This window comes from Desulfovibrio sp. 86 (assembly GCF_902702915.1).
In the GTDB taxonomy this organism is placed as follows: Bacteria; Desulfobacterota; Desulfovibrionia; order Desulfovibrionales; family Desulfovibrionaceae; genus Desulfovibrio.
Window position 1 is genome coordinate 1,856,814 of sequence record NZ_LR738849.1, and the last position, 25,505, is coordinate 1,882,318.

Below are 25,505 nucleotides of genomic sequence, written 5' to 3' on the forward strand. Positions count from 1 at the left end.
TCAAGCGTCGTTACCGGGCGCTTGCGGCCCCGGCGGCGTGCCGGGCGCAAGCTGCGCGCCCTGCGAACAAACGGCCAAATGGCATTACCAAGCATGTGGAGAATTATTGTGAGTGAATTTACCGTGACGATTGTGGAATACCCGGCCAAGCGCCTCACCGGCATAAAAGTGCGTTCGAACATGGCAAAAGCGCAGGAGGATTGCTCCGCCCTGTGGCAGCGTTTCTGCACCGACTATGCGCAGGTCATGCCCACTGCGTCCTATGGCGTGACTGTCATGGTCAACGCGGAAGACTTCGACTACTGGGCTGCCGTGGAAGACAAGGACGGGCGTCTGCCAGCCGACCTGGAGCACGTGGACATCCCGGCGGGCAAATACGCGGTTTGCGGCGTGCCCAACCTTGCGAGCATCGGGGAAGCGTACATGTTCATTTTTCAAAATTGGCTCGCCAGCCAGCAGACGTATGCTTATGACGAACAGTCACTGAGCTTTGAGCTGTATCCCTCGCACTGGAGCGTGGAAAATCCTTTTGAGATCTATGTGGGCATAAAGGGATAAAGGTTCCGCTCGCCCCACGCGGGGCAACTCCACTGCCATAAGCCCGGCGCCGCCATTTGCAGGCTTGTGTCGCCGCGTGCAGAGCAACCACTCCCGGCGTCACACGGACTTGTCGCGGCAGGGCTCCCTTGCCAATGGCACGTCCTGAGCGTGGCGCTCGTATCGCGCAGGTAAGCTTTTCCAGCGCTAAAAAGATCCAGCCAGAATCCTTATTGCTGGAAAGGCAGACGTGTCCTGAAGGCTGGAAACAAAACCCCAGCGGCGGCGTGTTGTCACGCTGCGCTGGGGTTTTGTCATATGTTGTGATGTCGTGAAGGCTCTGTCTCAGAAACCCCGCTTCAACACAGAAACCACAGTGTATTCTGCTAAAATGCCATAAGAGTTTTAGGGGGTGGGGGTGTGGGGGAGGAGACCCTTTTGCAAAAGGGTCCCTCCCCCACAAAGTATTCCGCCATCCGGCCCTAGCGTGCGCCCTTGGGAAAGAGCACCACGCCGACGGTCTTGAAGATGATGTTGATGTCCAGCAGGATGGACATGTTCTTGATGTAGTACAGGTCGTATTCCAGCTTGCGGCGGGCGTCTTCTTCGGACGCGCCGTAGGGGTAGCACACCTGGGCCCAGCCCGTGAGGCCGGGTTTAACCGTGTGGCGCAGGCTGTAGTAGGGTATGGTTTCCTTGAGCTTCTGCACAAAGGCCATGCGCTCGGGGCGGGGGCCGATAAAGCTCATGTCGCCTTTGAGGATGTTCCATATCTGCGGCAGTTCGTCTATGCGCACCTTGCGTATGAAGCGTCCGAAGCGGGTCACGCGGGCGTCTCCGGCGCTGGCCCAGACGGCTCCGTTCTTTTCGGCGTCAGCCCGCATGGAGCGGAATTTGTACACCGTAAATTCTTTTTCAAACAGTCCCACGCGATCCTGCTTGTAAATGACCGGGCCGGGGGATTCCAGGCGCACGATGAGGGCGGTCAGCAGCATGATGGGCGTGGCAGGTATGAGCAGCACCAGGGAAATGAGCACGTCCAGGGCGCGTTTGAGTCGCCGTAGCGAGCCGCGCGTGTTCAGCGAAAAGCCCTCTGTCTGCAGCAGCCATTCGTCCGTGATTTGTGAAAGCGGCAGGCGCTGCACCACGTGTTCGTAAAAACTGCGAATGTCCACAACCATGCTGCCGCGTAGCTTGGCTTCAAGCAGGTCGTGCGCGATTTCATCGTCAATGGGGGCGTCGGGCAGCAACAGGATCATGGTGGCCTTTTTTTCGTGGGCTATGTCCAGAGCCAGGAATGGCGGACCAAGGCAGGGGCCTGCGTCCGGGCCCTGATCGTGCTCGCCCACATAGCCGATGATTTCGGCCTGGGGCAGGCCTTCGGCCAGCAGTTGCCGCACTTTGCCGGCACGGTCAACGCCCACGAGAAGAATACGCATGGGATGGGTAAGCTTGTGCGCGTTGAGGTGATACAGCCAGCGCCAGAACAGGCTGAAGCAGAAAGAAAGCGCAAAAAGCAAGACGACGGTTTCGCGGTCAAAGCGCCAGTGCTGGAAGGCGTAGGATGCCGTTGCCGATGAAATGATGCCCAGCAGGCAGGCCACAAGCACGCGGCCCGCAGTCTCCTTGAAATCTTCCTGGCCCACGCTGTAGGCGTCAAGAATATAGAAAAACAGCATGTAGAAGAAAATGGTAAAGAGCGTGGCGCCGGTGTAGTCGTCAAAAACGCTCAAATCCGGCGCAATCGTGGTCAGCCCGGAAATTGCCAGGGCCAGCAGGATGCAGAGCAGGTCCAGCACCTGTAAAAGTCCCATACGATAACTGCTTATCATTGCAAAATATCCTCTAGAGCATTTTACCTTGGCGCGTTACGTCCACAAGGTTTTTACGGGCTCGCTTTGCTGCTTGGCAGCGCAATTACATTAATTCAATGGTGAAATGCTTCGCATTATCCCGCCGTAAGCTGCTCTCAACGGCGCGAACGCCTTGGGGCGGACGCCAGGGCGCGCAACAGCCGGGGCAATGTTTCCGTGGAATTGCCCCGGGGAAGTGCCGGCTCGGCAGGGGCTAGCGCCCCGTGCTGTCCGATTCCGGCGATGCCGGAACGTGCATGTCTTCAAGGATGCCGTCGGCCACCTTTTCGGCGTCAAAGTCGTTCAGGGCCATCTGGCGTCCGGCAGCGCCCATGCTGGCCATGAGCTCGGGGCGGAGAATGAATGCTTCCATGGCGGACGCAAGGGCCTTGGGATCGCGCAGGGGTACAAGGTAGCCATTATGCCCGTTGCGCACAACCTCGCGGCAACCGGGCGCGTCAGTGACGATGGCGGCGCGTCCCATGCTCATGCCTTCCATGATGGAGGTGGGCGTGCCCTCGCGCCACGAGGGCAGCACCATGACGTGCGCCGCGCTTATGTAGGGGCGCACGTCCCGCGTTTCGCCAAGATATTCGATGCCGCCGTGGTCCTGCCACTGGCGCACCTGCTCCAGGCTGACGCTGCCGAGTCCCTGTTCCTCGGGTCCCAGAAGCAGAAAACGCGCCTGGGGATGCCTGGCCTTGAGTTCATGCGCGGCCTCGGCGTATTCACTCAGCCCCTTGGCTTCAAGCAGGCGGGCCACCAGCAGAAAAACCGGCGGTTCGGTCAGCGTGCCGTCATCCGTAAGCCCGGGCAAGGGCGTGGGGGCAAAGCGGGCTGTGTCCACCCCGGTGCCGCGCGCCCGCAGGATTCGCGCCTTTGGCCCCAGAATCCCGGCTTTCTGGAAGGTGGCGATGTCGTCTTCATTCTGAAAAAAAACGCCTTCAGCGGCGGAAAGCGCCGTGCGGTACAAGAGGGCGCTCAGGCGGTTGACGCATTTTTTAAAAAGGCTGTCGGCCTCAAAGGCGTAGCCGAGTCCGGTGATGGTGGCGTAACTATGCGGCACGCCTGCCACACGGGCCGCAATGCCGCCGTATATGACGGGCTTGATGGTGGAGGCAAAGAGCAGGTCGGGCTTTTCATTTTTGAAAATGCGCAAAAGCGCCCCGGTGGTGCGCAGGTCGTTCAGGGGGTTGAGCCCCTTGCGATCCAGCGGATAATGCTGCAGCCGCGCCCCCTGGGCCGCCAGAACCGCCTCCGCTCCCGGATCGCCGGGCGGCGTGCAGCAGATCACTTCATGGCCAGCCCGAAACATGTGGCGCACCAGTACGCTCCAGAAATTGCTCATGGACCTGGCCTGATTGCCCAGAACTATGATCTTCATTCTCTCGCGGCTCCCTTTGGCGCTGACACCGGCCTGTCACAAAGTCAGGCCGCGCTCTTATGTAAATGGCTATAGCATCTGCAAGGATAACTGAAAAGGGGCTGCCGCGGCTCAAAACCGATTTTGCTACATTGCCGCGACATTTTCACACGGGCTGACGCCAGGCGAGCCCGGCTTTACAGCCCGGCCCGAGCAGCGTAACATCAACAGAATCTGGCCTGGAGGTCATACGCCTCCCGCACGGATACAAATCATTGCAAAACAGGACGCAACTATGAGCGCGTATTCCCAATTGTGTGCCTCCATGCAGGCAGCCCCTTCCCGCTGGCTGGTTACCGGCGTCGCGGGTTTTATCGGTTCCAACCTGCTGGAACATCTTTTGAAGCTTGGCCAGACCGTCGTCGGTCTGGACAACTTTTTGACCGGTTATCAGAAAAATCTTGATATGGTGCGCGATATCGTCGGGCCTGAAGCCTGGAGCCGTTTTACCTTCATTGAAGGCGACATTCGCGATCTGGACACCTGCCATAAAGCCTGCAAAGGCATACAGCACGTGCTGCACGAGGCGGCGCTGGGTTCCGTGCCGCGCTCCATTGATGATCCCTTGCTGTCCAACAGCTGCAATATCACGGGCTTTCTGCACATGCTTGTGGCCGCCCGCGACGCCGGGGTCAAGAGCTTTGTGTATGCCGCTTCTTCATCAACCTACGGCGATTCGCCGGGACTGCCCAAGGTGGAAGACAAGATCGGCCGTCCCCTGTCGCCATACGCCGTCACCAAGTATGTGGACGAGCTTTATGCCGACGTGTTCAACCGCTGCTACGGCTTTTCCACCGTCGGGCTGCGCTACTTCAACGTTTTCGGCCAGCGGCAGGATCCCTACGGCGCGTATGCCGCCGTTGTGCCGCAGTGGTTCGCCAGCCTCATCAAGGGCGAAACTGTCTTTGTGAACGGCGACGGCGAAACCAGCCGCGACTTCTGCTACATTGACAATGTTGTGGAGGCCAACCTGCTGTCCAGCTTCGCCCAGGGCGAAGCCGCCAACACCATCTACAATGTGGCCTTTGGTCAGCGCACCACCCTCAATGAGCTTTTTGACCTTATCCGCGAAGAGGTGGCCCGCCATAAGCCCGAAGCCGCCAACGCCAAGGCCGAACACCGCGATTTTCGCGCGGGCGACGTGCGCCACAGCCTGGCCGACATCAGCCGCGCCGCGACCCGGCTGGGATATGCCCCCCATTTTGACGTGCGCCAGGGCCTGCGTCTGGCTGGTGACTGGTACGCCGCCAACCTGTAGCCCCCTTTACAGCACGGCCGCAGCCCTGCTTTGCCAGCGCTGCCGCTGCCGCGCCGCGACGAAAGTACTGAAAAAGCCGTCAGCCCATTTGGGCTGACGGCTTTTTTGCGCACTGTGTGATGTCGGTTTGAAGTGCGTTGCGGGGAGATTGCCATGTTCTGTGGGGGAGGGACCCTTTTGCAAAAGGGTCCCCTCCCCCACAAAGCAGCTCAAGCGAATGCGTAAAAAATCGCACGCCTATTGCTTGCGCGTGGAGTTGTAAAAGTTGATCAGGCAGCCGTCGAGAATGATCTGGCGCTCGTCATCGGTCAGATCCTTGAGGGTCAGGGCTATCTGCTCGGCGCTGCCGTTTTCGCGCACGACGTAGGCCAGTATGGTGGGATCGGCATTCTGCACGGCCCTGCGCACGTTGGGCACGGCCAGCCAGTCACCCACCTTGAGCGTCGCGGCAAGATCGGCGTCAGTGATGAAGGGCAGCATGCCCCAGTTGATGAGGTTGGAGCGGTAACGCTTGGTGGCGTATTCCACTGCCAGGTTGGCCCAGCCGCCCAGCACTTTCTGGCAGGAGGCGGCCTGCTCGCGGGCCGAACCGTCGCCGGGTTTGACGGCAAAGATGGTGGACCCGATGCCCACGTTTTTGAGGTCGGCGGCTCCCTGCATGATGTCCAGCCCGCAAAGGGCGAAAAGGGCGCGGGCGCGGGCCACGAGTTCAGGATCAGCCGGATTGGCAAGCCGCGCCTTTTCCATGGCGTCTACGGCCTTGGCGCGCCCAACATAGTCGGGGTCTTTGCGCGACAGGGTGTATTCCGCCAGTTTGAGGGGATTGGAGCGCAGCGACGAGGTTTCGCCCGAAGGGATAAGCTCGTCCGTGGTGGTCACGGGATCGGTGATGACGCTGGCCACCTGGAGCAGCAGATGGTCGGTCAGGGCGCTCATGGCGGGCCAGTCCGCGATATTGGGGCCAAAGATCAGGGGCACTTCGGGCTTGGGATGGCCAAAGCCGTTGTACACGCGGCGATGGTAGATAAGCGGCTCGAAGCGGTAGTCGAGGTTCACGTCGGCAAGGCCGGGCGCGGCCCAGTCAAGGTCAGTGGCCGGGGTCAGGCGGCCGCCGTTGGCCGCCGTGGCGGCAATGGAGCGGGCGTCCATAAGGGCCACGGCTGAAAGCTGGCCGTTGGACGGCTTGGAGCCTTCGCGGTTGGGGAAGTTGCGCGTGGTGTGCCGGATGGACAGCGCGCCGTGCGCCGGGGTGTCGCCCGCGCCGAAACAGGGGCCGCAGAAGGCGTTTTTGAGCACAGCGCCAGCGGCCATGAGCTTGGCCGTGGAGCCGTTGTTGACCAGGGCAAGGCCCTGCGGTTCGCTGGCAGGGTAGACGGACAGGCTGAAGGCCAGGTTGCCCGTGCTTTTGCCGTCAAGGATGGCGGCGGCCAGCGTGATGTTTTCAAAACTGCCGCCAGCGCAGCCGGCGATGATGCCCTGGTCCACCCACACGCCGCCGTCGCGGATCTTGCCGCAAAGATTCAGCCCCCTGGCGGCGTCGCCAAACTGCTTGCGGGCTTCGTCCTCCACCTGGGCCAGCAGTTCGGGCGCGTGCCGCACCACTTCGGCCACGGGATAGGCATTGCTGGGATGGAAGGGCAGAGCGATCATGGGCACGATCTTGCCAAGGTCGATGCGGATGAGGCCGTCATAACAGGCCGGGCCTTCGAGGCGCAGTTCCGCGTAATCCTGGGCGCGGCCGTGCTTTTCAAGGTACTGGAGCACTTTGGCGTCCGTGGTCCATATGGACGAAAGGCAGGTGGTTTCCGTGGTCATGACGTCGATGCCGCAGCGGTATTCCACCGAAAGGCCCTCAACGCCGGGGCCCATAAATTCCAGCACCTTGTTTTTCACAAAGCCGTTCTTGAACACGGCGGCGATCAGGGCCAGGGCCACGTCCTGCGGGCCCACGCCGGGGCGCGGCGCGCCTTCGAGCCAGACGGCGATTTTTTGCGGATTGGCCACGTCATAGGTCTTGCCAAGAAGCTGCTTGACGAGTTCCGGGCCGCCTTCGCCAATGGCCATGACGCCCAGGGCGCCGTAGCGGGTGTGGCTGTCGGAGCCAAGAATCATGCCGCCGCATTTGGTCATCATTTCGCGCACGTACTGGTGGATGACCGCCAGATGCGGGGGCACGAAGATGCCGCCGTACTTCTGCGCGGCCGCGAGGCCGAAGAGGTGGTCGTCCTCATTGATGGTTCCGCCCACGGCGCAGAGGCTGTTGTGGCAGTTGGTGAGGGCGTAGGGCACGGGAAATTCCGTAAGGCCGCTGGCGCGGGCCGTCTGGACGATGCCCACGTAGGTGATGTCGTGGGAGGCCAGGGCGTCGAAACGGATGCGCAGCACGCCCGCGTTCTGGTCAACGGTATTATGCGCGGCGAGAATGCGGGCGGCCAGGCTGTTTTTGCGCGCGGCTTCCACATCCACACCCTTTGCGCGGGCCTCTTCGGCACTGCGGATGGTGTTCCCGTCAATGACAACGGCATTGCTTATGAGTTCAATCATGGTGGCAGACCTTCCTGCTGGGTTTTGGGGTCGCTGGCGCGACGCTGGTTAGCGGGACTGCGCCGCGGCCAGTTTGAGGCCGAAGGCTATGAAGACGAAACCTGTAACGCGTTGCAGCCAGAGTTGAAAACGGCTGTTTTCAAAAACGTGGCGCACACGGCCCAGCATGTAGGCCAGGGGGACGTACCAGAAGAGGCACAGGGCCGACATGATGCCGCCAAGCTCCAGAAATTGGGGAGCCAGCGGAGCATGGGGATTGGTAAACTGCGGCAGAAACGTCAAAAAGATGATGACGGCCTTGGGGTTAAGAGCATTGGTCAAAAAACCCTGCCAGAAAAACTTCCACCACTGGCGGGGCGAAAGGCGCGCTTGCGCAGCAGGATACGCGGCGGAACTGCGCACAGTTCCGCGAGCGTCTGGACGAGAACCTGGGCGAGAACCTGGGCGAGAACCTGCGCGAGAATCTGGGCGATCATCTGCGCAAGCATGTGTGCAAGTATTTGTGCGCGCGTCTTTACGGGCACCTGCCCCGGCATCAGCGCGTGTGTCTGCGTCATCACGCGGCGCGGTTTTTACAACGGCGGCGCTGACGGCTCCGTTGTGGCGCAGGGCCTGGACGCCAAGCCAGACAAGATAGGCCGCGCCCACATACTTGAGCACGCTGAACCACAGCATGGACTGTGCAATGACGGCGGATATGCCCAGCATGGCGGCGGTGGTGTGCACGCAGATGCCAAGGGCCACGCCGCAGGCGGCGGCCTGCCCCTGAGGGCGGCCATTGATCAGCGATATCTTGGCGATGAGGGCAAAGTCCGGCCCTGGCAACATCACCAGTATGGCCGCCATGGGTATGAAGAGCAGCAGGGTTTCCAGTGAAATCATGACAACAACCTTGGCGATGAAAAGAAGGACGTACAACCAGCCAGCGCGTCTTTGCACGTTACTCATGCGACCTTGTTCATACGCAAGGTGCTCGTGCGCCAGTCACTCTGGCGTAAAATGCTTGTGCGCACTACGCTCGCGGCTTTGGGGCAACGGCTTTTGGGGCCGCTTTGCGCCGTGGCGGCGGCAGGCCTGCGAGTGGTCTGGAGCAATGGCGCACTGCGACCACTCTGGCGCAGCGGGAGCGGCGCTCGGTCCGCACGCAAGGCGTTTGTCCGCGCTGGCGTGCGCTCTGGCGGCCATAACGGGCGCGCTGTCAGCCGTGAGCGTGCACGCTGTCGGCCGTGAGCATATCTCCTTTCTGCGCTGATCCGCTTTTCCGTTAAAGAGAAGGGAACCCCGGTTTGGCCCTGCTGGGCAGAACCGCAACCGGGGGCCTCCCTTCTCCCGGGTCTGCTACAGATATGCTCCGATGATGTCGCCGAATTCCTTGCAGCCCACCACACGGGATCCGGTGACCTGCGCGGCCAGGTCTTCGGTGACGGACTTGCCCGTGATGGCCCTGCCCACGGCTTCGCGGATGCGGTTTGCCGCGTCGTGCTGGCCCAGATGTTCCAGCATGAGCGCCCCGCACAGAATGACGCTGCCGGGATTGGCCTTGTCCTTGCCTGCGATGGTGGGGGCTGTGCCGTGGGTGGCTTCGTAAAAGGCGAGGGTGTCGGACATGTTCACGCCGGGGGCCAGCCCAAGGCCGCCCACCTGCGCCGCCAGCGCGTCGGAGATATAGTCGCCGTTGAGGTTGGGGGTGGCCAGCACCTGATACTGTTCAGGACGCAGCAGGGCCTCCTGGAACATGGCGTCGGCTATGCGGTCCTTGACCACCAGACGTCCGGGCACGGGCTCTTTTCCGGTGCAGGTGAGGTCGCCGAACTCCTGAGCGGCCACATCGTAGCCCCACTGGCGAAAAGCGCCTTCGGTGAACTTCATGATATTGCCCTTGTGCACAAGGGTGAGGCTTTCCTGTTTCTGGTCCAGGGCGAAACGCAGGGCACGGCGCACAAGACGTTTTGAACCGGCCTCGGTCATGGGCTTGATGCCCACGGCGGCATTGTCGTTCACCTTGGTCACGCCGAGTTCGTCACGCAAAAAGGCGACAAGCTTGCGGGCTTCGGGGGTATTGGCGGCAAATTCCACTCCCGCGTACACGTCTTCGGTATTTTCGCGAAAGATGACCATGTTGACGCGCTCGGGGTGCTTGACCGGGGTTTCCAGGCCCTCGAAGTGCCGCACCGGGCGGATGCAGGCATAGAGGTCAAGGGTCTGGCGCAGGGCCACGTTAAGGCTGCGCATGCCCGTGCCCACGGGGGTGCCCAGAGGGCCCTTCATGGCGAGTTCGGCATGGCGCAGGGCTTCAAGGGTAGCGTCGGGCAGGGGGTGGCCCGTTTCTTTCACGGCCTTGTCGCCGGCCAAGAGTTCCACCCAGTCAAGGGTAAGGTCGGCCCCGGCGGCGCGGATGGCCCCTTCGATAACCGGGCGGGCGGCCTGCCAGATTTCCGGGCCGATGCCGTCGCCTTCAATCCAGTACACTGTCTTGCGCATGTTCCCCTGTCCTTTTGAGTGTCGATGAATATGAAACAGGCCGGGCATCTTGAATCAGAGCAACTTCGAGAATGTTCATTCTCAAAGTTCAAGATACGTTCGCTTCGGTGCTTAACCGCGCAAGTAATAACGCTTGCGCCGTTGCGGCGGGCGTCTGCTCCCGCAGCCGCCAGAGCAGTTTTAAAGTAAAACTGCTCTTAGCCCGGCCCATCTGAATAACGCTAGTCGCCTTCTTCGTGCTCTTCCACTTCGTGCTGGAGCGAGCGCGCACGCTTGAGCAGTTCCTCAAGCTGGATGTCCACGCCGATGACGCCCACGATATTGTCCTTTTCGTCAGTGACGGCGCAGGACACGGTGATGATGAGCTTGCCCGTGAAGTGCGACTGGTACACGTCCATAATGTGCAGGTCGCCGCTCTGCATGGGCACCTTGAACCACTGGCGGTCGGAGAAGTCATAGCCGATGGGCAGGGCTTCGTAGGTTTCCTTGTATACGGGATCGGTGATGGCCGAACACTTGAGGCGACCCTGGGCGTCCGTGAGGTAGCAGTACTGGATAAAGGGATATTCGCGTACGAAATCGTCCAGCCTTCCGCAGGCCTTTTTGCCGAAGTCCAGCAGGTCCTTGTTGCGCCCGAGGCGGACAATGATGTTGGCGGCCAGTTCGCCCGCCAGCTGCTTCATGTGGTCGAATTCCGAGGCAAAGAGTTCGGGCATGAACTTTTGCACAAGCGCTTCCATTTCTTCGTGCGAGAAGTGGGTGGTGCGGCCGGTCTCTTCGTAGACGGCCATGATGGCGTCGTAGATGCTGCCCACGGCGGGGTGCTTTTTGGAGACCTGCCGGTCTTTTTCAAGATGGAGGTTGGTGTTGATCCAGTACGCCACGCCCGCACGGCCCGTCTTGTCGGTGATGATGATGGGCACGGGACGGCCGAGCAAATGGTTGGTGTCGAAGATATTGTAGATTTCTTCGTTCTTGGCCAGGCCGTCGGCGTGCACGCCCGCGCTGGTGGCGTTGAAGTCGCGCCCCACAAAGGGGTAGTTGTGGGGGATGCGGTAGTGCAGCTCTTTTTCAAAAAACTGGGCTACTTCGTCCAGAATGGTGGTGTCTGCGGCGGCGTCGTCGCCCGTGAGGGAGATGTATTCGACCAGCAGGGCTTCCAGCGGGGTGTTGCCGGTGCGTTCGCCAAAGCCGAAAAGCGTGCTGTTGACCGCGCCGCAACCGTGCAGCCACGCGGTGACGCCGTTGACCAGCACCTTGTGAAAGTCGTTGTGGCCGTGCCACTCAAGCCACTGGCCGGGCACTCCGGCCTCATCGGTAAAGGTACGCACGATGCGCTGCACCGAGCGGGGCAGCGCCGCGCCGGGGTAGGGCACGCCATAGCCCATGGTGTCGCACAGGCGGATTTTGACCGGCATGCCGCTCTGACGTGAAAGTTCCATAAGCCGCTGGGCGAGGGGCAGGCAGAAGCCGTACATGTCGGCCCTGGTGATGTCCTCAAAGTGGCAGCGGGGTATGATGCCCCACTCCAGCGCCTGTTCGGCCATGCCCACATACATGTCCATGGCCTGCTGGCGGGTTTTGCCCAGCTTGAGAAAAATATGGTAGTCCGACACGCTGGTGAGCATGCCGGTTTCGTCAAATTCCATATCGCGGGCCAGCTTGAGGTCATCCTTGATGGCGCGTATCCAGGCCGTCACCCGGGGAAAGCGGTAGCCCCTGGCGCGGCACACGTCGATGCACTTGCGGTCCTTGGCGGAATAAAGAAAAAATTCCGAGGCGGTGATGAGGCCGGTTTTGCCGCCAAGACGATGCAGAAAGTCAAACATCTTGGCCACCTGCTTGACCGTGTAGGGCGGGCGGGCCTGCTGGCCGTCACGAAAGGTGGTGTCGGTGATGCGCATCTGTTCCGCAGGGCGCGGAGCGAGCAGCACTTCATCAAAGGACGTGCGGCAAATGCTGGTATAGGGAAAAAGTTCGCGGTAGAGCTGGGGTTTTTCAGGCTCCTGCATGACCAGGGTCCGGCTGCCTCCGCTTTGATGAATGATATTGCTCATATGCTCCCGCCGGCTCGCGCTGTGCGCGCGGAAAAAAGTTGTCCGTGAAGCACTTTTATAGCGGCTTCGCGATTCCCCGTCCAGTGTGCGCGGGGCGGGCCATTTCGCGGGCAGTGCGCGCGCCGTGGCCGTCCCTCGGCGGCAAGGCCCGCATGCGCCCGGTTATGGCGGAAATAGCGGAACGGGAGCCGCAGGCGTTTCGGGGAAAATCCGCTTCAAAATGGGTGACGTATGACCCGTGCGTTACGCGGGCACTTGCCAGAAAAGCAAAAATAAAGGATTGTCCCTGTCGAAGGCGTGCGGCGGCAAGGCTTGTCTGGCGCGCCTTCTGAAGGAGCAGGCATGTCGGATTGTGTGCGCTACCCAGCGCCGGGCTGCGTGGTGGAATATATGGAGGGCAATGCTGTTCAGATTGCCCTGATTACTGAAGAGGCCGGGGGGCGTTTACGCCTTCTTTTGCCCAACCGCCGTGAAACGCGGCTCAATGCCTCGCGTCTGCTGCCCTGGCTCGGCCCCTTGCATGGGGCGGATCTTGGCCGCGACGAGGCTGTGCGCCTGCTTGAACAGCATAAAAAATGCCGTGAGGAACTGGCCAGCGACGTGCCCGTCATGGACGTGTGGGAGCTGGCGCAGGGCGAGGTAAGCGTGGCTCCTGCCACGTGGTTTGCCGAGCTTTTTTCCTCCGACCCCTCGGCGGACCAGGTGTCCGCCTATGGCCGCGCCCTGCTGGCGTGTAAAAGCCACTTTCGCTTTCAGCCGCCGGATTTTCAGGTCTTTCCCGCTGACATGGTTGAAAAACGCCTGGTGGAAGAAAAAAACCGCCTTGAACGTGAAGCCCTCATAGCGGGCGGCGCGGCCTTTTTGCGCATGCTCTGGGATGTGGCCTGCCGTAAGCGTGAACTGCCGCCGCCACCGGCGGAAGGCGCGGGCAGCGGCGAGTGGCCGTCCGCAGACGTTGCGGAAAGCCTTGAAGAAGTGCTGCGATCCCGCATGGTTGATCCTGAAGGGCAAGAATTCGACGCCCTGTGGCGCACCCTTGGCAAGGGCTTGCCTGATGTGCCCCATTTGCCCCTGCAACTGCTGGTGGCCTGGGGCAAGGTGCCGCCGCACTACAATTTCTGGCTTGACCGTGCGGGCTTTGCCTCTGGCGACGACTGGTGGACGGCGCACCGCGAGGAAGTGGACGCGCTGGTGCGCGCCGCCGACAGCGGCCAAATGCCCGATGCGGCGCTTTTCGCGCCTGCCGCGGCAACGCCGTGCATGTGCGACCCTGCCGCCGCGTCCATCCCTGCTGTGCCCCCGGCGACTACCCTGCTTTTTGAACCCGGTCCGCTGCCCGAAAGTCCGCTGCCCTTTGTCAGCATAGACAGCGCCAGCACCCGCGACGTTGACGACGCCTTTCATGTGCAGCCCACGGACGACGGCTATCTGTTGACGCTGGCTCTGGCCTGTCCAGCCCTGTACTGGCATTTTGGCGGCGCTCTGGACAAGGCTGTGCTGCACCGGGGCACCAGCATCTACCTGCCCGAAGGCGACTGCCACATGCTGCCGGAAGTTCTGGGCACGGCGGCGTATTCGCTGCTGGCGGGCACGCCGCGCCCTGCGCTGTGCGTGGAGGTTCCGGTGGACGCCCAGGGCCGTTACGGTTCCTGCCGTACCTATCTGGCCCGCGTCCGCCTTGCCGCCAACCTGACCTACCGTGACAGCCAGGCCGTGCTGGATGCCCAGTCCGAGGGCGTTGCCCTGCCCGACAATCCCGCCGCCGCGCATGCCGGGCAACTGTCCGCCGGGCTTGAACTGGCCCGCAAACGGCAGGATGCCCGCATTGAAGACGGGGCCGTGGTGATGGACAGGCCCGATCCCGTCATATCCCTTGAAGGCGAAGGTGCCGACGTGCGCGTGCATGTGGGGCCTGACTACTGCGCGCCCCAGGCGCAGATGCTGGTGGCGGAAATGATGATTCTTGCCAGCGCCGCTGTGGCCCACTGGGCTAGGGAGCGCGACATGGCCATGCTGCACCGCGTGCAGGACGTGGTTTTGCCCCGTGAATACGCTGGCGTCTGGAGTACCCCGCAGGACATGACGCGCATAATGCGCGCGCTGACGCCCTCGGGGCTTGAGGTGCAGGCCCGGCCCCACGCGGCTTTGGGCCTTGATCGCTACACGCCCGTGACCTCGCCCCTGCGCAGGTATCCTGATCTTGTCAACGAGGCTCAGGTGGTGCATTTCTTGTGTACGGGACAGCCCCGCTGGAGCGAAGACGCGCTTGTGAGCCTTTTGCACGCGCTTTCGCCCGCACTGGACGGCGCCGGACAGGTGCAGCGCTTCCGCCCGCGCTACTGGAAGCTGCTGTTCTTTCGGCAGCAAGGCGACAAGGTGTGGTGGCCCGGCGTGATCACGGAGGAAAACGACGCCTTTGTGAGCGTGAGCCTGCCGGATCAGGGCATGTTTGTGCGGGGCCGGCGTAAACTTTTTGACGACAGGGCACATCCCGGATTGCAGGTGGATGTGCGCATCGGCAAGGTGCATCCCCTGTATAACGAGATCATGATTCTGGAAGCGGCCACGGCAGGGTAGCGCGAGGGCGCTTGCCCCGTCCGCGAGGGGCGGCCCCTGGCATGGGCGAGTGGCGTCGTGAACCTCCCGCTTGCGCGGACTGTCCGTGGCGTGAAGTGGCCGTGGCGGTGGCGACTCATGTCGTGAATTACCCGCCAGCGTGGACGCCCCGTGGCGTGAACTGACCGTGCGGCTGGCGACGCCCAACGGAATAACGGCGCGTTTCCAGGATGCTCTTTAATCAGCGCTTCCCTAACAGCATATGGCGGAGAGAACCATGCTGGAAGTTTTATGGATTGCCCTGGCCTATGTACTCGGCTCCGTGCCGTGGGGACTGGTCGTTGCCAGAACATTTTGCGGCCTTGATCCCAGAGAGAGCGGCAGCCGCAATACCGGGGCCACCAATGTGGCGCGCCTGTGCGGCTTCAAGTGGGGCGTGGTCACGCTGTTGTGCGACGTGCTCAAGGGCGCTGCGCCCGTGTGGCTGGCCTTCAGAATCAACGCCTCCCCGGTTTTTGTCAGCGTGGTGGCCCTGGCCTGCGTGCTGGGCCATGTTTTTTCCTGCTTTATGAAGTTCAGGGGCGGCAAGGCGGTGGCCACAAGCATCGGCGTGTTTCTGCCCCTGGCCTTCTGGCAGCTGCTTGCTGCTTCGGTGTTGTGCCTGCTGGTGATCTGGCGCAGCGGCTTTGTGTCCCTGGGGTCGCTGACCCTGGTCACGGCCCTGCCTGTGGCGCTGTCCGTCAGCGGACAGTGGACATGGCTGCCGCTGGCCCTTGGCGTCTGGGCTGTGGTGGTCTGGAAGCACAGGGAAAATATCGCCCGCCTGCGCGCCGGAACCGAAAAAAGCTGGCAGAAAAGCAAGAGCCAGTGTGAAGCTTCCTGCGCTCCGCAAGGCGGAGGCCAGGACGAAAAATAGCGCCTCGCCCGTGCGGGCAGGAGCGCCGCATATTTTGGATTGCCCCGCGCCTTTTGCGCAGGGCGGGTAAAAAGCCTCGGAAAGCGGCTTCGGCAGCAGGCATTTTTGCAGTCGAAGGTGGGGGAAGAAAGGTTTTTTACGCAAAGTCTCTCTTCCTCCGGCTTGCCAAGAAGGAGTTCGTTTTATGTCCCACGCGGATTTTCCGGCCTATCGCGGCCGCATGGAGTATGTCTGCCTTGACTGCGGCGCGCGCTACCCCGGCGACGACCTGCTGTACACCTGCCCCCAGTGCGGCGGCGTGTTTCTGCTGGAAAACCTCGATTTCGGTAAGCTCAAGGAGCGCAGCGGCCAGGAGTGGCGGCAGGTTTTTGATGACCGCAGCGCCACCCGCGTGACGGCCCTCAAGGGCATTTTTCGCTATTACGAACTGCTGGCCCCGTTGCTGGACGAGGACGACATCGTCTATCTCGGCGAAGGCATCACGCCCATTGTGGAGGCTGCCCCGGCCCTTCGGGATCAGGTTGGCGTGTCCTTTGCCTACAAGAATGACGGGCAGAACCCCAGCGCGTCCTTCAAGGACAGGGGCATGGCCTGCGCCTTCAGTTATCTGAAGTGGCTCTGCCGCCGCAACAAGTGGGACGAAGTTCTTACGGTCTGCGCCTCCACGGGCGACACGTCGGCGGCCGCCGCCCTGTATGCCTCCTATGTGGGCGCTCCCTTGAAGTCCGTTGTGCTGCTGCCCCACGGCAAGGTGACGCCGCAACAGCTTGCCCAGCCCCTGGGCAGCGGCGCTACGGTGCTGGAACTGCCGGGCGTGTTTGACGACTGCATGAAGGTGGTGGAACTGCTGGCCGAGAACTACCGCGTGGCCCTGCTCAACTCCAAAAACAGCTGGCGCATTCTGGGGCAGGAATCCTATGCCTACGAAGTGGCCCAGTGGTACGGCTGGGACATGACGGACCAGTGCCTCTTCGTGCCCATCGGCAACGCGGGCAACGTCACGGCCATCATGTGCGGGCTGCTCAAGATGCTGGATCTTGGCATCATCACCAGCCTGCCGCGTATTTTCGGCGTGCAGTCCGAGCATGCGGACCCCGTGTGGCGCTACTATGACGCCCCCAAGAGTTCGCGCCACTGGCAGCCTGTGACCGTGCAGCCCAGCGTGGCCCAGGCGGCCATGATCGGCAATCCCGTGTCCTTCCCCCGTGTGCGCATGCTGGCCGAGCGCTTTATTGAAGCTGGCGGCGAGCGCGCCTTCCAGGTGGTGCGCGTGACCGAGCAGCAGATCATGGACGCTATGATCGTTGGCAACCGGCACGGCCATATCGCCTGCACCCAGGGCGGCGAATGCCTGGCCGGCCTGCGCAACGCCCGCGTCCTCGGCCTTGTGGGCGACCACGAACACGCCGTGCTGGACGCCACGGCCCACGCGCTCAAGTTCGCCGGTTTTCAGGATATGTACTTCAATGACGCCTTCCCGCCGGAATACGGCGTCACGCCTGACAAGAGCCTTGCCAACATGCCGGAACTCCTGTTGCCCCAGAGCGCCAGGGTTGGCCGTGAAGTGGCGGAATTTGCCAGCATGGGCGCGGATGCCGTGGTTCGCAGGCTTAATCTGCAAAAAAAATAGGTATATTAAAGCTTGTTCCATAAAATGCGGTGGCGTAACAGTAGTTGCGCCGCCGCATCTCTTTTTGCCTGTATTCCGGTTCTGTCAAACCGGAATACAGTCATAAACCGGTACGTACGTAGATTGTTCCCCGGCAGGCATGCCGTGCGGAACGCTGCCAATTTCTGCAAAGAGAGGAAAGGATGTTTTCCAGTATCAGAACAGCAATGCTGCTGCTTGTGGGAGGGGTTGTCATTGTAATCCAGTCCCTGCTTATCGGAATCGTGGTCAAGCTCAGCTACGATTCAAACCTGGAGGTGCGCACACACGAAATGCACCTTATGTCCCAGACCATTTCAAAGTCTTTGTCCGACTTCGGCCAGCAGCAGGCAATGCTGGTGCGCGGCGTGGCAAAGGCGCCGAGAGTGAAGGATTTTCTGCTTACGGGCGAGGGGATAGAGGGCGCAGCCACTTTTATTTCCGTCATGTCGCAGGCCTCATCAGACGTGAACACGCTGTACCTTTTTGACCTCAAGGGCGAACAGCTTATCACGCGCATGCAGGGCAAGGAAGTCAAGCGCAGCAACCTTGCCGAACGCGCGTACGTTCAGGCGGCCCTGGCCGGAAAGGACGGCTTCAGTTCATCCGCCACCATGAGCTATGCCACGGGCAAGCTCATTGTCAGCGTGACCGCGCCGGTGCGCGACGACAGCGGCAGGGTCATCGGCGGCGTGGGCATGTCCTACGGCATTGAGGGCCTCATGAAGAACTACATCCAGAGCATCAAGCTGGGCAAAACGGGATATCCTTTCATTATCTCGCCCGAAGGCGTCGTGATAGGGCATCCCGACAGCGAGTTTGTTCTCAAAAACTTCGCTGCCGAGCCCGGCATCGCCGACATGCTCAAAAGCCCCTCTGGCCGGGGTCTTGCCTACAAGAATCCCAACGGCCAGGCACGTATCCTGGCCTGGGACCGCGTGCCCAACTGGAACTGGATTGTGGGCGTGAGCATGACTGCGGCGGAGATTGAAGCTCCCTCTCTTGAACAGCGCAACATCATGCTGCTCATCGGCGGCATCGCCGTGGCGGCGCTGATCATCATTACCCTCATTGCCCTGGACAGGATTGCGGTGCGCCCCTTGCGCCAGTTGCAAGGTTATGCGGCCGAGGTGGCCGAGGGCAGGCTGGACAATACGCTGCTGCTCAGGTCGCGCAACGAGATCGGCAGACTGGCGGAAAACCTGCGCACCATGGTGGCAAGCCTCAAGGACATGATAGCCCGGGCCGATGAAAAAACCAGCATGGCCAAGCTTGAGTCCGACCGCGCGGCCCAGGCCACGGCAGAGGCGCAGGAGGCCCGCGCCGAAGCTGAAAAGGCCAAGGTCGAAGGCATGCTGCACGCGGCCTCACGTCTTGAGGGGGTTGTGAAAGCCATTACCGACGCTTCCGGGGCGCTTTCCACCCAGGTTGACCTGTCCAGCAAGGGGGCCGAGCAGCAGAGCGCCCGCGCCAGTGAAACGGCCACCGCCATGGAGGAGATGAATTCCACCGTCACCGAGGTGGCCCGCAATGCCGCCGAAGCCGCAACCTCGGCGGACCATGCCAGATTACGGGCCACGGATGGCGCCGACGTGGTTTCACAGGTCGTCAGCGGCATCGGACATGCCCAGGAACAGGCCACGGAACTCAAGGAAGACATGAACGCCCTGGGCAAACAGGCCGAAAGCACGGGTCAGATACTGGGCGTTATTTCCGACATTGCGGATCAGACCAACCTGCTGGCCCTCAACGCCGCCATTGAGGCCGCCCGCGCTGGCGAAGCCGGGCGCGGTTTTGCCGTGGTGGCGGACGAGGTGCGCAAGCTGGCCGAAAAAACCATGAGCGCCACCCGCGAAGTGGGACAGGCCATTACTGAAATACAGAACGGAACCCGCAAGAACGTGGGCCACGTTGAGCAGGTGGTGAACAGGATAGACGAGGCCACGGCCCTGGCCGGAGCCTCTGGCGAGGCCTTGCAGGAAATAGTGTCCCTGGTGGAAACGACGTCCAATCAGGTGCGGTCCATCGCCACGGCGGCGGAACAGCAGTCCGCCACCAGCGAGGAGATCAACCGTTCGGTGGAAGAAGTGAACCGCATCTCCGCTGCAACCTCCGAAGCCATGCGCTTGTCGGCGTCGTCCGTGGCCGAGCTCACAGGGCAGGCGCAGGTGCTGCGCGAACTTATCGAAAGCATGAAGAACGAAGGCAGGGAATAGCGCCAACTTGGCGTAAACCCGCTCTGGCGTCGCAAATACGTTCAGCCTTTGCAGGCTGAAATGCCCCCGACATGCGGTTTTGGCCGCATGCCGGGGGCATTTCGTGCGAAAACATCCGCGCCAGAGTGATGGAAAAGGTCACGCCCGCAAGAGCCTCACCCGCAAGATCTCCAGCCGTTAGAGCATTTAACACTTGAAATGCTCGCGTACGGCAGGCAAAAGCCCGCCTACTCGCATTTCGTGGCAAGGATTTTCAGAAAAATCCTTGCAGAGCATTTAACTCATTTCATTCGTAAACTGCTCTAGCGCCGCAGCCGTAAGGACGCGCCGGGCGTGTGCAGAACGCATTTCAGCAGACGCGAGCTGTCTGATCCCGCCACTGCCATATGCCCGCAGGCACAGGCCCGCTGGCTTGTGCCCGCAGGTTCAGGCCGGTTGCGCCGTCGGGGTGCAGGCCATCTCCTCGCCATAGGTGTGGGTGCGGTTGCGCCCGGCGGACTTGGCGTCGTACAGGGCCGCATCGGCGTTGCGCACCAGCAGCTTGCCGTCACTGGCCGCGTCCTTGCCGGGCACAAGGCTGGCCACGCCCAGACTCACGGTCACAAAGCCGTTTACCGGGGAAGCGGGGTGGGGCAACTGCTCGCGTTCTATTTCATTGTGTATGCGCAGGGCCACGGCGCGGGCCGTGTGCGTGTCTGCCCCCGGCAGAAGCAGCGCAAACTCCTCGCCGCCGTAGCGGGCGCACACGTCTGTGGAGCGGGCGGCCCTCGTCATGGCGGCGGCCACGCGCTTGAGGCATTCGTCGCCAGCCTGATGGCCGTAATTGTCATTATATATCTTGAACTTGTCCACATCCAGCATGATGAGCGCCAGGGGCTGCTGCCGTTCCTGCGCAAAACGCCAGAGGGCGCGCAGGCTGTCGTCAAAGGAGCGGCGGTTGCGCACGCCGGTGAGGCCGTCCACAAGTGACATCTTCTGAAAGCGGTCATGCTCGGAAACCAGCTTGTTGGACTGTATGGTGGCCTTGCTCAGATAGGTGCTCAGATTGTCCAGAGCGGAGGCGATGTTGCGTATCTCTACAATGCGGCTGCGTGGCAGAAACAGCTTTTTGACGCCTGTGCCCAACTGGTCGAGATAGGCCATGATGCCGCGCAGAGGGCGCGCCAGTTGCAGACGCAGGATGGCGTAGAGCGAGGTCATGCCCGCGCCGAGAAAAAGAAAGCCCAGCAGCAGTCTGTTTTCAAAATCGTGCGCCAGGGCGGCGGTACGCCGCAACTGCCCGTGCATTTCGTCAGCAAGAGGGTTGCGCGCCTCAATATTGGACAGGGCCGAGGTAAAGTCGGTCAGGGCCGCGTCCATGGCCAGACGCACAGCAACAAGACGTCCTGCGGCATATGACGCGGCGTTGCCGGTGGCGTCCTGATCGTCGTGGTCGCCGTCGTGCCGCAATCCGGCGTTCTGCGCCACAGGCGGGCTGTGAAGCGCGGCTTCCAGATCGTGCGCCTGGGCGTGCAGGAAGGCCAGCCGTTCAAGCGCGCTCAAGGCTCCCTCCCAGTGCTGGCGCTGTACAATGGCTCCCGGCGGCGGCGCTTTGCGCAACTGCGCTATGGCCGCCTGCACGTCCTGGCGGCTCTGCGCGCCGGACTCTGCGAGCGCCACTTCGCCCAGGAGGCGCCACAGGTCTTGCTTCTGTCTGTCCACCTGATCAAGAGCTTCGGTAAGGGGCAGGTACGCGCCGTAAATTCTGGTGCTGGCCACGCTGATGTCGCGCGCCATGTTCATGTAATAGAAAAAACTGGCCGAAAATATGAGGCCCAGCACAACGATGCCGCTGCTGAGAAAAGCGTTGATGCCTATGCAGGCGTCCTTTTTTTCGTCGGGAGCCATGTCAGTTTCCCATCCAGGCGCAATAGGTCTGGTAAATGCCCACGGCCATAGCGAAGGCCAGCAGGGTATTGAAAATGATGCTGAAGAAAACCCATTTCCAGCTGCCGGATTCCTGTCGTATGACCACAAGGGTCACAAAGCAGGGCGCGTACAGCATGACGAAAACCAGCAGGGCCAGTGCCGAACCCTGGTTCCAGCTTGGGTCCTTGCGCAGAAGCTCCGCCAGCGAAACGTCGTCGTCAGGGTCCTGCTTGCCAAGGGCGTACGCCGTGCCCAGGGTGGAAATGATGGCCTCCTTGGCGGCAATGCCGCCGATGAGCGCCACGTCCGTGCGCCAGCTGAAGCCCGCGTGCCGCGTCACGTCCTCAAGCCATGTGCCCAACTGACCGGCAAGGGAATGCCGGAGCCTTTCGGCGTTAAGGGCTTTCTCGGCATTGCCAAGCCTGTCTTCAAGGTCGGCGCGCGCGTCTTTGGCAAGCTCCGGGTTTTCCAGGGCCGCTGACAGCCGTGCCATATCGTTTTCAAAGGGCAGGGCCAGTTGCGGATCAAGAGCGGGAAAGGTCATGCCCGCCCAGATGAGCATGGCCAGGGGCACAAGCACGGTCCCGGCCTTTTTCAGGTACATCCAGGTGCGCTCCCAGCAGTGGATGCAGATGCCGCGCACTGTGGGCAGGCGGTAGGGGGGCATTTCCATCACAAGGGGGGTAGCCTCTCCCCGCAGCACGGTCTTGCGCAGAAACAGCGCCACAAAAAAGGCGAAGGCCCACGAAAGAAGGATGATCATGAACATCATGTTGGCCGCGTTCTCGGGAAAAAACGTGCCCACCAGCAGCAGGTACACGGGCAGCTTGGCCCCGCAGGCCATGTAGGGAAGGGTGAGCATGGTGGCCAGTTTTTCCTTGGGGCTGCGCATGGTGCGCGTGGCCATGACGCCGGGGATGGCGCAGCCCCCGGCAATGCCGCCGGAAATGATGTAGGGCATCACCGACGCGCCGTGCAGACCGAACATCTGAAAGACCCTGTCCGCGATATAGGCCATGCGGGCCATGTAGCCGCTGTCTTCCACAATGGCGATAAGGGCGAACATGATGAGCACCAGGGGCACAAAACTGAGAACGCCGCCCACGCCGGCGATAAGACCGTCAATGATGAGGGACGACAGCAGACCTTCGGGCAGGGCCGAACCGACCATTTCGCTCAGGAGGGAAAAGCCGGATTCCAGCCATGCCTGCGGGTAGGAACCGAGCACAATGGTTATCTGAAACATGGCGTAAAGCACGCCCAGCATGACCAGCGCGCCCCAGAGGGCGTGCGCCAGCACCTTGTCCAGCCGGTCGCTCATGCCCAGGCGCTGGCGGTTGCCGGTTTTGCTGATGCAGGCGGTGGCCACCGTGCGCACAAAGGCGCTGTGCCCGTCAGCCACAAGGCCCTCAACGTCCATATCCTGCGCGCGCAGGGTCTGGTGCAGGTCGCGGCACAGGGTTTCAAGCCAGTCAGCCAGGGTGGGGTCTGCGGCGCGCACGGCCCGGAGAGCCTCCGGGTCGCTCTGGGCAAGGTTCAGGGCCAGCCAGCGCGGCGCGCAGTGGGCATAGGGCGATGCGGCCATGCGGCTGCTGCCCGCGATAAGTTCTTCCATCTGGGCCAGTACCGGGTCCAGCAAGGGTCCGTAACTGACATGCAGTGCTTGTGTTTTCAGGCGGGGGCAAAGCGCGTCCTGCGCTCCGGCCAGGGCGGGTTCGGGGTAAGGAGCGGGGCCAGGGTAGGGAGCGGATTCGGGGTCAGGCTCGACATCGGCCAGGGCGCATCCGCGCGCCGCGTCAAGAGCCTCGTGCAGCCCCTTGCCGCTGGTGCCCACCGTGGGCAAGGCGCTTGCGCCCATCATGCCGGAGAGCCTGATAAAATCTATTTCAATGCCCGCGGCTCTGGCCTCGTCCATCATATTGCAGGCCAGCACCACGGGCAGGCCCATTTCGCGCAACTGGGCCGTGAGCAGCAGGCCGCGCTCCAGAATGCCCGCATCCACCACATTTATGACGGCCTGCACCGTTCCGCTGAGCAGCACGTTGCGGGCTACCACCTCTTCCTGCGAGTAGGCGGAGAGCGAATAGGTGCCCGGCAGGTCCACAAGCACCAGCTTTTGCCCCTGATGGCGGATGATGCCCTCTTTTTTTTCGACGGTGACGCCGCTGTAGTTGCCCACATGCTGGCGCGCGCCGGTGAGAGCATTGAAAACCGTGGTCTTGCCGCAGTTGGGGTTGCCCGCAATGGCGAACCGCAAAGCATAGGTAAGGCCGCCAATATTGGCGCGTGCGCTGGCTGCTGAAGGCAACGCGGCATCAGCGGTGTAGGGGTCCGACATTATGGCGCTCCTGTGGTTGTCTGCGGCCTCCGCAATGCGAAAGCCGTGGACAAGAAGCTGGTGGGGATATTTTTCGAAATTGAAATCTATTTTCAAAAAAGAATGAAGTCAAGCAATGCTTGCGAGAGAGGAAAAATTGGCGGGGCGCAAGGCTGGCGGCTGCATTGGCCACATTGACGTTTCGTCCACCTTTACGATAGATGTCCATACATAAAAGATACCACGGAAAACCATTGCCCTTTCCCTGCATCCCCTTGCACGCCCGCAAGACAGACGCCTGCTTTCATCGGTGTTCGGGCCATATGTGGTTTCCAAGGTTTATCCGCTGGGGCGTCAGGCAGTTGAAAGCGTTCATCCGCACTGTTTGCAAACGCTCGTGGCGCACGCCAGGGTATTTTAAAATCAAAGCTCAGGAGAGCATATGCGTAAGGTGGTTGTAACTGGATACGGCATCATTTCACCTTCGGGAAATGACGCCGAAACGCTCTGGAAGAACATCTCGACCGGCACGTCCGGCATAAAAAAAATTGACGACCCCGCCTTTGAGGAAAGTGCGTCGCGGGTTGGCGGCGTCATCGGGGACTTTCCCGCCGAAGCCTATCTGGAGGCCAAGGAGGCGAAGAAGTACGACCGCTACATCCAGTATGCCTATGCGGCGGCCAAGCAGGCTCTTGATATGGCCAATCCCGGCGACGACTGGGACGCCGAGCGGGCTGGCGTGTATGTGGGGTCGGGCGTTGGCGGCATAGAGACCATCATGCGCAACCATGAGGCCTTTCTTGCCAAGGGCGCGCGCCGCGTGTCGCCCTTCTTGGTTCCGATGATGATCAGCAATATGGCTTCGGGCGTCATTGCCATCAAAACGGGCTTCAAGGGGGCGAACTACGCGCCGGTTTCGGCCTGCGCCACTGCGAATACCGCCATTGGCGAGGCATTTTTGAGCATCAGGCACGGCTATGCCGACATGATGCTGGCCGGTGGGGCCGATGCGGGCATCCATCCCTTTCTGTTCGCCGGGTTCTCAAGCATGAAGGCCCTGACCACCAATAACGACCATCCGACGCAGGCCAGCCGCCCCTTTGACCGCGACCGTGACGGGTTTGTCATGTCCGAAGGGGCCGCCGTGCTCCTGCTTGAAGACCTTGAGCACGCCACACGGCGCGGGGCTATCATTCTGGGCGAAGTGGCGGGCTACGGCGCGACCTGCGACGCGGGCCACATCACCTCGCCGGACTTTCACGGCGCGGCCCGGTCAATGAAGATCGCCATCAAACAGGCCGGGGTGACTCCTGGCGACATTGGCTACATCAACGCCCACGCCACCGGCACGCGGGAGGGCGACAAGTCTGAAGCCAAGGCCATTGGGGATGTTTTTCAGCAGTGCCTGGACAGCGCCCGCGTGAGCGCCACCAAGTCCATGACGGGCCATCTTTTTGGCGCGGCGGGCGGCATTGAGGCGATCATTACCTTACAGGCCCTGCGGCACGGGCTGCTGCCGCCCACCATCAACCTGGACAATCCCGATGACGAGTGCGGCCTGAACCACATCCGCAATGTGGCCGTGAAGGCCGACATTACCTACGCGCTTTCCAACGCCTTTGGCTTTGGCGGGCACAATGCCTCGGTGGTTTTCAAAAAGTACGAGGGATAAACCCGCTTTCCCGTGAACGTGCTCCGGGCATTGCCACAGCACCGTTCAGGATACGACATCTCTGCCATGCAAAAGGGCGCAGCCGTGTGGCTGCGCCCTTTTGCGTTCATCTATGACAG

The 25,505-nt window shown here is 61.6% G+C and carries 15 protein-coding genes; 7 read left to right on the top strand and 8 right to left on the bottom strand.

Annotated features, from left to right (window positions below; genetic code table 11):
• Positions 1–108 precede the first annotated feature (108 nt).
• Positions 109–558: a GyrI-like domain-containing protein gene (locus DESU86_RS07710; RefSeq protein WP_179980517.1), complete on the top strand. Its 450-nt coding sequence runs from the start codon at positions 109–111 to the stop codon at positions 556–558.
• A 461-nt stretch (positions 559–1,019) separates the two neighbouring features.
• Here DESU86_RS07710 and DESU86_RS07715 read toward each other — a convergent pair whose 3' ends face one another.
• The gene (locus DESU86_RS07715) at positions 1,020–2,369 is read right to left on the bottom strand and encodes a sugar transferase (protein ID WP_179980518.1); all 1,350 of its coding nucleotides are present in this window, start codon (positions 2,367–2,369) and stop codon (positions 1,020–1,022) included.
• A 235-nt stretch (positions 2,370–2,604) separates the two neighbouring features.
• Positions 2,605–3,774, bottom strand: a complete 1,170-nt coding sequence (locus DESU86_RS07720; protein WP_179980519.1) for a glycosyltransferase family 4 protein — start codon at positions 3,772–3,774, stop codon at positions 2,605–2,607.
• Positions 3,775–4,048: 274 nt separating this feature from the next.
• Between DESU86_RS07720 and DESU86_RS07725 the strand changes: the two genes are divergently transcribed.
• Positions 4,049–5,071 (top strand): SDR family oxidoreductase, encoded by a 1,023-nt coding sequence (locus DESU86_RS07725; RefSeq protein ID WP_179980520.1) that lies wholly within the window; start codon positions 4,049–4,051, stop codon positions 5,069–5,071.
• A gap of 237 nt (positions 5,072–5,308) precedes the next feature.
• On the opposite strand, the gene DESU86_RS07730 is transcribed toward DESU86_RS07725, so the two are convergent.
• The 4 genes from DESU86_RS07730 to DESU86_RS07745 form a co-directional block, all read right to left on the bottom strand.
• Positions 5,309–7,615 (bottom strand): hydratase, encoded by a 2,307-nt coding sequence (locus tag DESU86_RS07730; protein ID WP_179980521.1) that lies wholly within the window; start codon positions 7,613–7,615, stop codon positions 5,309–5,311.
• Between the two features lie 48 nt (positions 7,616–7,663).
• On the bottom strand, positions 7,664–8,563 hold the full coding sequence (locus tag DESU86_RS07735) for a LysE family translocator (RefSeq protein WP_179980522.1): 900 nt from the start codon (positions 8,561–8,563) through the stop codon (positions 7,664–7,666).
• A 390-nt stretch (positions 8,564–8,953) separates the two neighbouring features.
• Positions 8,954–10,096 (bottom strand): NADP-dependent isocitrate dehydrogenase, encoded by a 1,143-nt coding sequence (gene icd, locus DESU86_RS07740; RefSeq protein WP_179980523.1) that lies wholly within the window; start codon positions 10,094–10,096, stop codon positions 8,954–8,956.
• A gap of 221 nt (positions 10,097–10,317) precedes the next feature.
• Positions 10,318–12,153 carry a cache domain-containing protein gene (locus DESU86_RS07745; RefSeq protein ID WP_179980524.1) on the bottom strand — a complete coding sequence of 612 codons (1,836 nt, stop codon included), beginning with the start codon at positions 12,151–12,153 and terminating at the stop codon, positions 10,318–10,320.
• Positions 12,154–12,495: 342 nt separating this feature from the next.
• Between DESU86_RS07745 and DESU86_RS07750 the strand changes: the two genes are divergently transcribed.
• From DESU86_RS07750 to DESU86_RS07765, 4 genes are all read left to right on the top strand, one after another.
• Positions 12,496–14,730 carry a ribonuclease catalytic domain-containing protein gene (locus tag DESU86_RS07750; RefSeq protein WP_179980525.1) on the top strand — a complete coding sequence of 745 codons (2,235 nt, stop codon included), beginning with the start codon at positions 12,496–12,498 and terminating at the stop codon, positions 14,728–14,730.
• 256 nt (positions 14,731–14,986) lie between these two features.
• Complete coding sequence (gene plsY / locus DESU86_RS07755) at positions 14,987–15,625, top strand: glycerol-3-phosphate 1-O-acyltransferase PlsY (RefSeq protein ID WP_179980526.1); 639 nt, start codon at positions 14,987–14,989, stop codon at positions 15,623–15,625.
• Positions 15,626–15,809: 184 nt separating this feature from the next.
• On the top strand, positions 15,810–17,255 hold the full coding sequence (thrC, locus tag DESU86_RS07760; RefSeq protein WP_179980527.1) for a threonine synthase: 1,446 nt from the start codon (positions 15,810–15,812) through the stop codon (positions 17,253–17,255).
• 182 nt (positions 17,256–17,437) lie between these two features.
• Positions 17,438–19,489, top strand: coding sequence for a methyl-accepting chemotaxis protein (locus DESU86_RS07765; RefSeq protein WP_179980528.1), 2,052 nt, complete (start codon positions 17,438–17,440; stop codon positions 19,487–19,489).
• Between the two features lie 426 nt (positions 19,490–19,915).
• On the opposite strand, the gene DESU86_RS07770 is transcribed toward DESU86_RS07765, so the two are convergent.
• Complete coding sequence (locus tag DESU86_RS07770) at positions 19,916–21,376, bottom strand: GGDEF domain-containing protein (protein WP_179980529.1); 1,461 nt, start codon at positions 21,374–21,376, stop codon at positions 19,916–19,918.
• A 1-nt stretch (position 21,377) separates the two neighbouring features.
• Positions 21,378–23,735: a ferrous iron transport protein B gene (gene feoB, locus DESU86_RS07775; protein WP_179980530.1), complete on the bottom strand. Its 2,358-nt coding sequence runs from the start codon at positions 23,733–23,735 to the stop codon at positions 21,378–21,380.
• A gap of 421 nt (positions 23,736–24,156) precedes the next feature.
• Here feoB and fabF point away from each other — a divergent pair, with 421 nt between their 5' ends.
• Positions 24,157–25,386, top strand: a complete 1,230-nt coding sequence (gene fabF, locus DESU86_RS07780) for a beta-ketoacyl-ACP synthase II (protein WP_179980531.1) — start codon at positions 24,157–24,159, stop codon at positions 25,384–25,386.
• Positions 25,387–25,505: the final 119 nt, after the last annotated feature.